Origin of the sequence: Mucilaginibacter sp., assembly GCF_039935595.1 — a bacterium.
In the GTDB taxonomy this organism is placed as follows: Bacteria; Bacteroidota; Bacteroidia; order Sphingobacteriales; family Sphingobacteriaceae; genus Mucilaginibacter.
In genome coordinates this window covers 1-11,482 of record NZ_JBDTJZ010000126.1, presented here as the reverse complement: position 1 = coordinate 11,482, position 11,482 = coordinate 1, and the positions used below count along the sequence as shown (strand labels likewise).

Here is an 11,482-nt window from a genome sequence, read left to right as displayed (position 1 = left end):
AAAGAGCCTCTTTTCAGAGGCTCTTTTTGTTATGCGGTTATACGGTTATGTCTTAACTCTTCAAAAAGTTCAATTACCTTTTTTTGCAGGTCAATTATTTCTGTTTCGCGGTCGGTTAGTTTTTTATTAACTACTTCTAACTCATTTACAAATTTCTGATCTTGTTCAAGATCATTAAATGTGAGCAGTTGAACAACGGACATTTCAAACAAATTGGAGATCTGTTCTAATCTGGATAAATTGATATCAGTTATCCCGGTTTCAATTTTTGAAAAAGCAGGGATTGATATATCTAATCTTTTAGCAACATCCTCCTGGCTCCATCCTTTTTGATGACGTAATAATCTGATCTTTTTTCCTAATGTCTTCATTGTAGCTTAATAATTATGATAGGGGTTTCGCAATAGTTAATAAAGTTATAAAATATTTTTTATCCTACACTAATTTTTTATTAATTTATTTGTAATAGCTGTCAAATCTATACCCCCAAAGTTACCAGAACTCATCATTAAAAGGTTACTATTGGCTATTTTAAGGCTATTTAAGTAATTTAAAAGATATTGTGGATCATTAAAAAATAAAATATCTTTTTTTGAAAATGCCTTTGTAACTGTTTCAGCCTGATAGGGCTCTATCTTCTTTTGTATGAAGGTTTTATTATCTATAAATACGATTGCGCTATCGGCCTCATCCATAGTACCGGAATACTCGGCCAGGAAATTTTTATTTAAGCTACTAAACGTATGTAGTTCGATACACGCAATAAGTTTCCTTTTTGGAAACTGAATTTTAACTGCGTGTATAGTAGCTTTTAGTTTAGATGGCGAGTGCGCAAAATCCTTAAACACATTGGATGTGTCGTTCTTCCCCAGCAATTCTAACCGCCTTGCCGCACCTTTAAAGCTTTGTATATGGTTATAAAAATCGGCTGTGTTTACACTTAATGCTTCGCAAACCAGGCGCGCGGCTTCCATGTTTAACAGGTTATGTTCGCCAAATACCTGTAAGGGATATTTTTTTCCGTCACTTATAATCGTGGTAATACCGTTCTCAATAGTGTATTTTGGTAGGGCATACGGCAATTTCGCTATGTTATTATCATCATGCGCTACCAGATTGTTTAATACCTCATCCGTTTGGCTATAAATTAACCTGCCGCCGGACTGTATGGTATCAATAAACAGTTTAAACTGTTCAATATAATTATCAAACGTTGGGAACACATTAATATGATCCCAGGCTATGCCGCTTATTACGCCTATATTGGCTTTGTATAAATGAAATTTGGGCCGCCTGTCTATCGGCGAGGCTAAATATTCATCGCCTTCTATAATAATTACCGGTGCTTCATGTGTTAGGCCCACCATCGTTTCAAAGCCTTCCAACTGCGCGCCTACCAGGTAATCAAATTTTTTGCCGGCCGCTTGCAGTACATGCAATATCATTGAGGTGATGGTAGTTTTGCCATGGCTGCCTCCTATTACTACCCGTAACTTATCTTTTGATTGCTCATAAATATATTCGGGGTACGAATATATTTTTAACCCTAACTCCTGCGCCTTTAACAGTTCGGTATTATCAACGCGGGCGTGCATACCTAATATAATGGCATCAATATCCTTAGTTATCTTTTCGGGATACCAGCCTTGTTCTTTAGGCAATAAACCATATTTATTTAACCGCGAAACCGACGGTTCAAATAAAACATCGTCTGATCCGGTTACCTCAAATCCTTTTTTATGTAACGCAATGGCCAGGTTGTGCATAGCTGCACCGCCAATAGCTATAAAGTGTACCCTCATTAATTTAGTTTATAAACAAAATGCAAATTACTTAACAAATTTGGCTGCTACCCAATTATTATCCTTTTTATGGATGATATATTTTAAGCTGTGTTTACGCGCTTCTTCGGTAATAATATCCAGATCGGGTGTTTCATAAAATCCGCTGAAATATATCTCACCGCCTTCTTTTAATACCTCGCTATAACGCTGCATCTGGTCAAGTAAAATATTACGATTAATATTAGCCAGTATCGTATCGTATTGCTCATCAGGAATAACCTCTTTTGAGCCGCAAAGCGATATGATATTGGTGATGTTATTTAAAGCAGCATTCTCTATAATGCTTTCATAGCAAATCGGGTCATAATCAATAGCGGTAATATCAGTCGCACCTAATTGAGCGGCCATTATGGCTAAAATACCGGTACCCGCTCCCATGTCTAAAACCTTTTTACCGGCAAAATCATTCTCCAGTATTAGCTGCAGCATCATAGCCGTAGTTTGGTGGTGCCCGGTGCCAAATGCCATTTTGGGGTCGATAATTATTTCGTATTGAAAATCCGGGCGAGGTTCATGAAACGTAGCCCTCACAAAAAGTTTATTACCAATAGCAATCGGCTCAAAATTACTTTCCCAAAGTTTGTTCCAGTTTTTATGCGGGATAAGGGTAACATCATAGCTAAAGGTGAACATTTCCCGGTATGGTGATAATGCTTCATCCAACTGCTCCTTATCAAAATCAGTTGAGGGTATATAAGCTTTAAACCCAAGATCAACTTCTTCAAAAGTATCAAAGCCAATTTCGCCCAAAGCGTTTATCAGCAGGTCCTGCTGGTAATCTTCAGTAGGAATGGTGGTGAACAATAACTCGTAATAGTTCATTTTTTTACTCAATTATATACAGTGTTGTAATATTGATAACCCAATATACTAACTGTATACCGATCATAAATTCGGCCAGTTTAATAAAATGCGGGAAACCCGACGATGTATCCCAAATAATGTAACTTATGCCCAAAGCAAATACCAGGCAAATAAAAACCAGGTCGATAAAGGCGTTGATCTTACTGGTAATGTGGTTTACCCAGGCGTTATCCCAAACAGGTACTATTACTAATAATTGGGTTAAAATGGCTACAACAAATAACAAAGGGAGCATATAACGGTAATAGGCCATAAAGCTGCGTATATCGCCGCCACCCATCTCATTTATTTTTAAAGTAAAATAGTAACCGCTATATCTTATAACAGTAAAGTAAATAAAAAAGCCAATTAACGGGGGTAATATACTTTTTAACAGCTTTTTCATTCTCTTAATATTAAGCGGTAAACTAAGCTATACAAAAGTACGGCCACTTACTACCTAAACCTGGTATTAATTAAAAGCTTTAACGATATCCGTAAAGTCGCGCGATTTTAGTGATGCACCGCCTATCAACCCGCCATCAATATCCGGCTGGGCAAATAACTCGGCTGCGTTTTTAGGGTTACAGCTGCCTCCGTATAAAATGGTGGTATTATCAGCAACTGTTTGGTTGTATTTAGCAGCAATTTCCTTGCGGATAAACGCATGTATCTCCTGCGCCTGATCCGACGAAGCAGTAACACCTGTACCAATGGCCCAAACCGGCTCATACGCAATTACCAGTTTACTAAATTGTGTGGTATCTAAATGGAAAACTCCTTCAACCAACTGGCTTTTAATGATATCAAAATGGGTATTAGCTTCGCGTTCCTGCAAGGTTTCGCCAATGCAGAAGATGGGTTTTAAATCGTTAGCTAAAACGGTATCAGTTTTTTTGGCTAACAACTCGTTGTTTTCGCCAAAATACTGACGACGCTCCGAGTGACCCAAAATTACATAAGCCGCGCCAACTGATTTGATCATTTTGGCTGATATTTCGCCGGTATAGGCACCGCTTTCGGCCTGGTGGGCGTTTTGCGCGCCTAAGCTGATACGGTTTTGGCCCTTAGCCAATTGTACCAAACTATGTATATGTATAAACGGACTGCAAACCACGGCTTCCTGAGTGCCGGTAACTTCATCGTTGATCATATTGATCACTTCCGAAAATACGCTTAATCCCTCGTTATAATCCAGGTTCATTTTCCAGTTTCCGGCTACAATTTTTTTTCTCATGTCTTTAATTTGTTCATGGACCATAGTTCATGGTTCATGGTAGGTTATTATTAATTTATATTGTCAAATGGCTATGAACTATGAACCATCAACTAAACAGCTCACGATATTCGTCTGTTAATTCAAAAACTTTTTTAAGTATATCCTGCTCGTTTTGGTCAAAAACACGATCGCGGCGGATGTAAACCTTGGCCGCGGTCTCGAACATTTTTTGCAGCGAATAGGTTTCAAAACCCTGCGCGCCGCCCCACGCAAAATCGGCCACAAAATTAGCGGGGAAACCACCGCCAAATACATTGGCGCTTACGCCTACTACCGTACCCGTATTAAACATGGTGTTGATGCCGCATTTAGCATGATCGCCCATAATTAAGCCGCAAAACTGCAAGCCCGTTTTACGGAAATGCCCGGTGGCATAATCCCATAGTTTAACTTCGGCATAGTTGTTTTTAAGGTTAGAGTTATTACTATCGGCACCCATATTACACCATTCGCCAATTACCGAGTTACCCAAAAAGCCATCATGTCCTTTTGACGAATAACCCCATATTACCGCGTTACTGATCTCGCCGCCTACTCGCGAGTGCGGGCCAACGGTGGTAGCGCCGTATATCTTGGCCCCCATTTTAACCTGCGAATGTTCGCATAAAGCAAACGGGCCGCGGATGTTACTGCCTTCCCAAACTTCGGTATGGGCAGCTAAATAAACAGGGCCGTTGGTCGTATTAAAGGTCGAACATTCGGCTACCGCGCCGTCCTCGGCAAAAAAATCAGCACCTATAATGGTATTGGTGTTACTAATAGCGGCACTTTTGCGTCCGTTTGTTAGTAACTTAAAATCTTTACGTAATTCTATATCGTTTTGCCGGAAGATATCCTCGGGATGTTTAATAGTAATAATGGGATGTGTGTACTCAATTACCCTGTCCAGTTTGGCATCAGTTTCAAACTCATGCTGTTTTGCTCCTTTAACGGCTACCAGCAAGTCGTCATATTTCAACGCTTCGCCCTCTTTTAGCTGCAGTATAGCCGCAACCAAATTATCATCCGGACAAACCGACCCGTTGATAAATAAATTATCATCCGTATAATTAACCGGGAACTTGCCCTGTAAATAAGGTTGCGTGTAAAAAGAATAGTCGCTATTGAGGTGCTTGGCCCACTTTTCGGCAATGGTTAAAATGCCTATGCGTAAGTCGGCAACAGGGCGAGTGTAGGTTAAGGGTAGTAGAGTTTGGTGTGCGTTATCGTCAAACAGGATAATTGCCATAGCACAAAAATAAAAAAAGTCCCGACTGCAAAGCCGAGACTTGTAAATATTTTATTAACACCAGTTTAGTTTTTGTTGTAACGGGTGCGGAATTTATCGATACGACCAGCAGTATCAACCAGTTTCATTTTACCGGTATAGAAAGGGTGCGACGTATGTGAAATTTCTAATTTTACTAACGGATACTCGTTGCCATCTTCCCATTTTACTGATTCACGGGTTTCGATGCATGATTTAGTGATAAAAGAATAGTCGTTTGACATATCTTTAAATACTACTAATCTATAGTTTGATGGGTGCAGATCTTTTTTCATTGTTATACTTTACTTCTTATAAAAGAGGTGCAAATGTACTAATTGTTTTTTTATTTGTAAAGAGTATTGTAAAAAAGATTGAAGATTAGAGATTAAAGATTGGAAGCGTTTGTGTTAAAATAAAAAAAATCCCCTTTCCCTCTCTAGCATAGAGAGGGTGGTCGAGCGTAGCGATGACCGGGTGAGTCGACGGAGCGCGTTTATTTACTTGAGCGTTTCCGCCTTTAGGCGGACCGGGCTGTACGCTCATACTGCACAGGCCTTAGCCACTAGGCCGGTATCCGCTGCCATCCCTAACGCATATATTTAGCAAAATTTAATTACATTTATTTAGTCAAGACAACACACTTATTATTTTTATGGATTTAAATTATGGAGCATGGGACAATGTTGAGTTTTCAACAATCATGTATATTAAAAATTTAAGTAGTTATCAAAAAATTTTAAATAATTTATTTGAAAAAAATAACCAGTATTCAAATGTCAATTCCTTTTATTTCAAAAACTTTGCTTTGACAACCTTTTTCGCTCAAATATTTACAACATTCGAGTATAATTTGACCACAATTTGCGATAAAATACAAGAATGCAATCACGAAAAATTTTACCTAAAAGACATCAAGGGAAGTAATGATTTGGATAAAGCAAAAACCTACATCTTAAAAACTGTTGGAGTAGATATTTCCACTTACGAAAATTGGGCTCAACTGAAAAATCTACAGCAAGTAAGACATTGTATCGTACACAACCATTGTATATATCCCAAAGATGCTCCATTTAAAAAAATGCTTGAAGAATCGGAAGGTATTATATTTAATTCCACTAACGACAACCGTGATATTTTCAGTATGAATGACAATAAATTTAATACTCAATTCATTCAATTGATACGTTCCTTTTTCGATAAGTTATATAAAGATGTCTATAGTCATTACAACGTTCAAATTAAATAACTACCAAATCAAATATTTCTCTCCTGCACCAACTCCACCAAGACCCCACCCGCACTCTTGGGATGTACAAAACAAACCAGCTTATTATCTGCTCCCGGTTTAGGCTCATCGCTTAACAAAACAAAGCCTTCGCTTTTAAGTCGGGCCATTTCGGCAACTATATCACCTACCTCAAAAGCAATATGGTGTATGCCTTCCCCTTTTTGCGTAATAAATTTGGCTATGGGGCTATCGGCAGACAGAGCCTCCAACAGTTCAATTTTATTAGGGCCGGTTTGTAAAAAGGCGGTTTTAACGCCTTCGGTAGCTATTTCTTCTGTTTTATAGATGGTGGTGTTCAGCAGTTTTTCATAAAGGCTGCCTGCTGCTTCCAGGTTATTTACGGCAATGCCTATATGTTCAACTTTGTTCATGTCCAAATATTGTAAATTATTAAGTTACTATGACCAAATTAGCTTATCTTTAATGATTATAAATAAAAAGTTTACCTATCTTTGTATCGTTAATACAATAAAACATGAATATCCCAATTTACCTTGATAACAATGCCACTACGCCCATGGATCCACGGGTACTGGAAGCTATGTTACCTTACTTTAACGAGAAATTTGGTAACGCGGCCAGCCGTAACCATCCGTTTGGCTGGGTAGCCGAAGAAGGTGTTGATTATGCCCGCGAGCAGGTAGCCAAATTAATTGGTGCCAGCGAAAAAGAGATCATCTTCACATCAGGCGCAACCGAGTCAGACAACCTGGCTATAAAGGGCGTGTTTGAAATGTATAAAGAAAAAGGCAACCACATTATAACTACCGTTACCGAGCATAAAGCAGTTTTAGACGCTTGCAAGCACGTTGAAAAAATGGGCGGTCGCGTAACTTACCTTCCCGTTAAAGAAGATGGCTTACTGGACCTTGCCGTTTTAGAAGCTGCTATGACTCCCGAAACTATCCTGGTATCGGTAATGTATGGCAATAACGAGATTGGTGTTATACAACCTATAAAAGAAATTGCTGCCATAGCGCACAAGCACGGTGCCCTGTTTATGACAGACGCTGTGCAGGCTGTTGGTAAAATACCTGTTGATGTGAACAAAGACGGCATTGACCTGTTAGCCTTATCGGCACATAAAATATACGGCCCTAAAGGCGTTGGCGCCTTATACGTACGTCGTAAAGGACCACGTGTTAAAGTTACTGCCCAAATGGACGGTGGCGGCCACGAACGTGGTATGCGCTCTGGCACATTAAATGTACCCGGCATTGTTGGCTTAGGTAAAGCCTGCGAACTTTGTGGACAGGAAATGGAAAGCGAAGCCAAACGTTTATCTGCCTTGCGCGATAAACTGGAAGCTGAATTGACTACATTAGAAGAAAGCTATGTGAACGGAAATGTGCAGCACCGCTTACCACATGTAGCTAATATCAGCTTTAAATATGTTGAAGGCGAAGGTTTGATGATGGCCATGAAAGATTTGGCAGTATCGTCAGGTTCGGCCTGTACATCAGCATCGTTAGAGCCATCATACGTATTAAAAAGCTTGGGCCTTTCAGATGATTTGGCACACTCTTCTATACGATTTGGTTTAGGAAGATTTACAACCGAAGAGGAAGTTGATTACGCTATAAAAGTAACCAAAACAGCGGTTACCAACCTGCGTAACATGTCGCCGCTTTGGGAAATGTTTAAAGAAGGCATTGACCTTGACTCGATTGAGTGGGCAGAACATTAATTGATTTCGGAAGTCGGATTTTCGATTTCGGATTTATAAAATAATTTAAACGAGCGATGAGGAAACTCATAACTCACAACATAATACTAAAAACTAATACAATGGCTTATTCAGATAAAGTAATTGATCACTACACTAACCCCCGCAACGTGGGTACGCTTGATAAAAGCAGCCACAAAGTAGGTACCGGTTTAGTGGGTGCCCCTGAGTGCGGCGACGTTATGCGCCTGCAAATTCAGGTTGATGATAACAACGTTATAACCGATGCTAAATTCAAAACTTTTGGATGTGGTTCGGCTATCGCTTCATCATCATTAGCTACCGAATGGTTAAAAGGCAAAAGCATTGACGATGCCATGAAAATTGACAACATGGATATTGTTGAAGAATTGGCTTTACCACCGGTAAAAATTCACTGCTCGGTACTTGCCGAGGATGCTATTAAAGCAGCAATCAATGATTTCCGCGTTAAAAACGGTCTGGAACCCATTGAAAGCGAAAAAGCGCATCACTAATTTAGACGTGAGTATTGAGATATGAGTATTGAGATTAAATATCTCTGTCTCAAATCTCAAATCTAACATCTCAAATCTCAAAAATGGTAACTGTAACTGATAAAGCAAAAAGTAAGATAGAACACCTCATGCAGGATTCGGGGCTTGATGCCTCCTATTTTCTGCGTGTGTCTGTTCAGGGAGGTGGCTGCTCGGGGTTATCATATAATCTGGACTTTGATAACGAAGAAAAAAAAGGCGACCAGTTTTTTGAAGATAAAGGCGTACGTTTCGCGCTGGATATGAAATCGTTTTTATACCTGGCCGGTACTGAGCTTGATTTTAGCGACGGGTTAAATGGTAAAGGCTTTAACTTCCATAATCCAAATGCCAGCCGTACCTGCGGCTGCGGCGAAAGCTTCTCGGTATAATTTTATCTTCGAAATAGATATTAAAAGGACCTCCCAATCAGAAGGTCCTTTTTTATTTTCCACGTCATACCGAATTTATTTCGGCATCTCAAACGCTTACTACTTTTCTTGTGAGATGCCGAAACAAGTTCGGCATGACTTATCCTTTGGCTAAAACATACCGTTATTATGCATCATCTTTTCCGGCACTACCTGTTTAACATAATGATGTTCGGTTATCTGTCTATCTTTCATTTTGAAAATATCAAATAACGCGGTTGACTTACCGGCTTGTTTTAATTCGGCATGTACGGCAATCAGGTGATGGATAATTACATCATCAATTTTACTATACAAATCAATAATATATTCGTTATCGCGTAGGCCGACTTCATTAATCAAACCCTTGATATTAATAACGGGTTCATTTTTGCCTGTTGGCTCCTCAGTCACATCCCAATGTTCGGCAGCCAAACCATGCTGAACTCTAAATAGTTCAATCACCCGTATATGTTTACCCATAAAGTGTATATCCAGGTGAGCAACCACATAATCATCTTCGGCTATAAGATTGACTATGGGCGATGGGGTAGTTTCCTCTACCGGAGGCAACTTTTTTAAAAACTCTACCATCTCAAACAGCCCTTCGCGACCATCTTTACCCATAGGGCTGTGTTGTATGTAGTTTTCGTGCACATAATCGGCAATCATCTCGCTTTTTCGTAGCCTTACTACATTTCTATAAAATTCGGTTACTATATTTTTATTTGATTTTTGTTCCATTACTGTTTTTATTGAGGGCGTAAAAAGCCCGGTAAATCCATGCAAAAGCATAGCTGTTTTGTTATAACTATTAAAATAAAAAGGCGAAGCAAATACTTACGCTAAAGACATTAAGCCCCGCGTTGCTATCTCCCGCTTAGGAGATCGGATTTTTGGTAACCCGTATTTGATATGTAGTGATAGTAATTATGGTCTAAAGGTAATAATTATTCCAAAATAAATTAGATTTGTTGCTATAATCCACATTTAAACCAATTATGAGCCAGCAAACTGAGCGCCCAACCGTACCCAGCCTTATCCGTTATTTGGTAGAATATATCCACAAGGATACACACCCCTTTTTAGCCCATAAAGTAGGCGAAGAATGGATAGATATTACCTATCGCGAAGCGCTGGATAAAATTGACGCCATATCGGCCTGGTTTTTAGATATCGGTATAAAAAAGGGCGACAGGCTGGCATTGATCATTGAGAACGGTCCTGATTATATTTATTACGATCAGGCCCTGCAACAAATTGGCGCGGTTAACACCTCCATCTATCCCACCCTTACCGAAACAGAAATAGAATATATTTTAAATGATTCAAAAGCCCGTACCATTATTGTGGGCAATCCATTCCTGTTCAAAAAAGTTATCCGCATAGCCAATAACTGCCCCGAGTTGATACGCATTATACCAGCCTGCGAGGAATACGAAAAACACATAGATAAACTTAACGCCAAATTAAACGCGGGTGTAATTGGCTTTTATAAAGTTATTGCGCAGGGTTTAACGCTGGTTGATCAGTACCGCCATGCTATTAACGCCGCGCGCGAGGCCATTTTACCTTCTGATCTTTCTTGTTTAATATATACATCGGGCACAACAGGCACGCCTAAAGGCGTGATGCTTACGCACTTTAATTTGGTAGAGAATGTGCGCAACAGCCTGATACAGATACCGGTAGTTGAGAAAACGGATGTATTTTTATCGTTCCTTCCCCTATCGCACGTATTTGAGCGTACGGCAACCTACCATATTTGTTTGTATGCAGGCTGTAAAATAGCTTTTGCCCAAAGTCTGGACCTTTTAGCCAAAAACATGGCCGAGGTACGGCCCACCATAATGAACTGTGTGCCCCGTTTACTGGAGCGTATCCACGACCGCGCCATGAAAAACGGTACATCTGCCGGAGGCTTAAAAGCTAAAATATTTAAGTGGTCGCTTAAAATTGGGCGCGAATACCGTTTAACCAAAGAGGCCGGTAAAAACCCGGGGCTTATACTAAGCAATGAATATAAGATAGCGGAGAAACTGGTATTCAGCAAGATCAAAGAGCGCACAGGCGGACGTTTAAAATTTATGATATCGGGTGGTGGCGCATTACCTAAAAACATTGGCGAATTTTTTGGCGACCTGGGCATTAAAATATTAGAGGGTTTCGGACTCACAGAGACCTCGCCCGTAATGGCAGTTACCGAATATCACCGCCAGGTTTATGGCACCGTAGGACGCATTATACCGGGTATTGAAGTAGGGATACAAAATGTGGATACCCAAAAGATATATACCATACAAACTCACGATACTTTTAAAGATGATTATCAGTCGGAAGAAGGCGAGA

Annotated in this window: 14 protein-coding genes; 5 read left to right on the top strand and 9 right to left on the bottom strand. The window is 39.8% G+C overall.

The annotated features are described in order from the left end of the window. Positions 1-29: 29 nt before the first annotated feature. The 7 genes from ABI367_RS08595 to ABI367_RS08565 form a co-directional block, all read right to left on the bottom strand. The gene (locus tag ABI367_RS08595) at positions 30-371 is read right to left on the bottom strand and encodes a helix-turn-helix domain-containing protein (protein ID WP_462230850.1); all 342 of its coding nucleotides are present in this window, start codon (positions 369-371) and stop codon (positions 30-32) included. Positions 372-440: 69 nt separating this feature from the next. Next, entirely contained in the window at positions 441-1,802 is a 1,362-nt protein-coding gene (locus ABI367_RS08590) for a UDP-N-acetylmuramate--L-alanine ligase (RefSeq protein WP_462230848.1), read from the bottom strand. Between the two features lie 27 nt (positions 1,803-1,829). Next, the gene (gene prmA / locus ABI367_RS08585) at positions 1,830-2,666 is read right to left on the bottom strand and encodes a 50S ribosomal protein L11 methyltransferase (protein WP_462230846.1); all 837 of its coding nucleotides are present in this window, start codon (positions 2,664-2,666) and stop codon (positions 1,830-1,832) included. 4 nt (positions 2,667-2,670) lie between these two features. Then, positions 2,671-3,093, bottom strand: coding sequence for a hypothetical protein (locus tag ABI367_RS08580; RefSeq protein ID WP_462230844.1), 423 nt, complete (start codon positions 3,091-3,093; stop codon positions 2,671-2,673). A 66-nt stretch (positions 3,094-3,159) separates the two neighbouring features. After that, on the bottom strand, positions 3,160-3,924 hold the full coding sequence (gene tpiA, locus ABI367_RS08575) for a triose-phosphate isomerase (protein ID WP_462230842.1): 765 nt from the start codon (positions 3,922-3,924) through the stop codon (positions 3,160-3,162). Between the two features lie 88 nt (positions 3,925-4,012). Beyond that, positions 4,013-5,194, bottom strand: a complete 1,182-nt coding sequence (locus ABI367_RS08570; RefSeq protein ID WP_462230840.1) for a GlmU family protein — start codon at positions 5,192-5,194, stop codon at positions 4,013-4,015. Positions 5,195-5,259: 65 nt separating this feature from the next. Further along, on the bottom strand, positions 5,260-5,508 hold the full coding sequence (locus tag ABI367_RS08565) for a type B 50S ribosomal protein L31 (protein ID WP_460693203.1): 249 nt from the start codon (positions 5,506-5,508) through the stop codon (positions 5,260-5,262). 359 nt (positions 5,509-5,867) lie between these two features. Between ABI367_RS08565 and ABI367_RS08560 the strand changes: the two genes are divergently transcribed. Further along, complete coding sequence (locus tag ABI367_RS08560) at positions 5,868-6,461, top strand: hypothetical protein (RefSeq protein WP_462230838.1); 594 nt, start codon at positions 5,868-5,870, stop codon at positions 6,459-6,461. A gap of 8 nt (positions 6,462-6,469) precedes the next feature. Here ABI367_RS08560 and mce read toward each other — a convergent pair whose 3' ends face one another. Further along, complete coding sequence (gene mce, locus ABI367_RS08555; RefSeq protein ID WP_462230836.1) at positions 6,470-6,874, bottom strand: methylmalonyl-CoA epimerase; 405 nt, start codon at positions 6,872-6,874, stop codon at positions 6,470-6,472. A gap of 104 nt (positions 6,875-6,978) precedes the next feature. On the opposite strand from mce, the gene ABI367_RS08550 reads away from it, so the two are divergent. The 3 genes from ABI367_RS08550 to ABI367_RS08540 all read left to right on the top strand — a co-directional run bounded on the left by ABI367_RS08550 (position 6,979) and on the right by ABI367_RS08540 (position 9,115). Then, the gene (locus ABI367_RS08550) at positions 6,979-8,190 is read left to right on the top strand and encodes an IscS subfamily cysteine desulfurase (RefSeq protein WP_462230834.1); all 1,212 of its coding nucleotides are present in this window, start codon (positions 6,979-6,981) and stop codon (positions 8,188-8,190) included. A 101-nt stretch (positions 8,191-8,291) separates the two neighbouring features. Continuing rightward, complete coding sequence (gene iscU / locus ABI367_RS08545) at positions 8,292-8,705, top strand: Fe-S cluster assembly scaffold IscU (RefSeq protein WP_462230832.1); 414 nt, start codon at positions 8,292-8,294, stop codon at positions 8,703-8,705. 83 nt (positions 8,706-8,788) lie between these two features. Continuing rightward, the gene (locus tag ABI367_RS08540) at positions 8,789-9,115 is read left to right on the top strand and encodes a HesB/IscA family protein (protein ID WP_462230830.1); all 327 of its coding nucleotides are present in this window, start codon (positions 8,789-8,791) and stop codon (positions 9,113-9,115) included. Positions 9,116-9,265: 150 nt separating this feature from the next. On the opposite strand, the gene ABI367_RS08535 is transcribed toward ABI367_RS08540, so the two are convergent. After that, positions 9,266-9,877, bottom strand: coding sequence for a nuclear transport factor 2 family protein (locus ABI367_RS08535; RefSeq protein ID WP_462230828.1), 612 nt, complete (start codon positions 9,875-9,877; stop codon positions 9,266-9,268). Positions 9,878-10,134: 257 nt separating this feature from the next. Between ABI367_RS08535 and ABI367_RS08530 the strand changes: the two genes are divergently transcribed. Continuing rightward, the coding region (locus tag ABI367_RS08530; RefSeq protein ID WP_462230826.1) for an AMP-dependent synthetase/ligase at positions 10,135-11,482 on the top strand (1,348 nt) is incomplete at its 3' end.

Bases quoted from the DNA above. Each gene is read 5' to 3' on its own strand.
- ABI367_RS08595 (WP_462230850.1), bottom strand. From the start codon at position 371: ATGAAGACATTAGGAAAAAAGATCAGATTATTACGTCATCAAAAAGGA.
- ABI367_RS08590 (WP_462230848.1), bottom strand. From the start codon at position 1,802: ATGAGGGTACACTTTATAGCTATTGGCGGTGCAGCTATGCACAACCTG.
- prmA (WP_462230846.1), bottom strand. From the start codon at position 2,666: ATGAACTATTACGAGTTATTGTTCACCACCATTCCTACTGAAGATTAC.
- ABI367_RS08580 (WP_462230844.1), bottom strand. From the start codon at position 3,093: ATGAAAAAGCTGTTAAAAAGTATATTACCCCCGTTAATTGGCTTTTTT.
- tpiA (WP_462230842.1), bottom strand. From the start codon at position 3,924: ATGAGAAAAAAAATTGTAGCCGGAAACTGGAAAATGAACCTGGATTAT.
- ABI367_RS08570 (WP_462230840.1), bottom strand. From the start codon at position 5,194: ATGGCAATTATCCTGTTTGACGATAACGCACACCAAACTCTACTACCC.
- ABI367_RS08565 (WP_460693203.1), bottom strand. From the start codon at position 5,508: ATGAAAAAAGATCTGCACCCATCAAACTATAGATTAGTAGTATTTAAA.
- ABI367_RS08560 (WP_462230838.1), top strand. From the start codon at position 5,868: ATGGATTTAAATTATGGAGCATGGGACAATGTTGAGTTTTCAACAATC.
- mce (WP_462230836.1), bottom strand. From the start codon at position 6,874: ATGAACAAAGTTGAACATATAGGCATTGCCGTAAATAACCTGGAAGCA.
- ABI367_RS08550 (WP_462230834.1), top strand. From the start codon at position 6,979: ATGAATATCCCAATTTACCTTGATAACAATGCCACTACGCCCATGGAT.
- iscU (WP_462230832.1), top strand. From the start codon at position 8,292: ATGGCTTATTCAGATAAAGTAATTGATCACTACACTAACCCCCGCAAC.
- ABI367_RS08540 (WP_462230830.1), top strand. From the start codon at position 8,789: ATGGTAACTGTAACTGATAAAGCAAAAAGTAAGATAGAACACCTCATG.
- ABI367_RS08535 (WP_462230828.1), bottom strand. From the start codon at position 9,877: ATGGAACAAAAATCAAATAAAAATATAGTAACCGAATTTTATAGAAAT.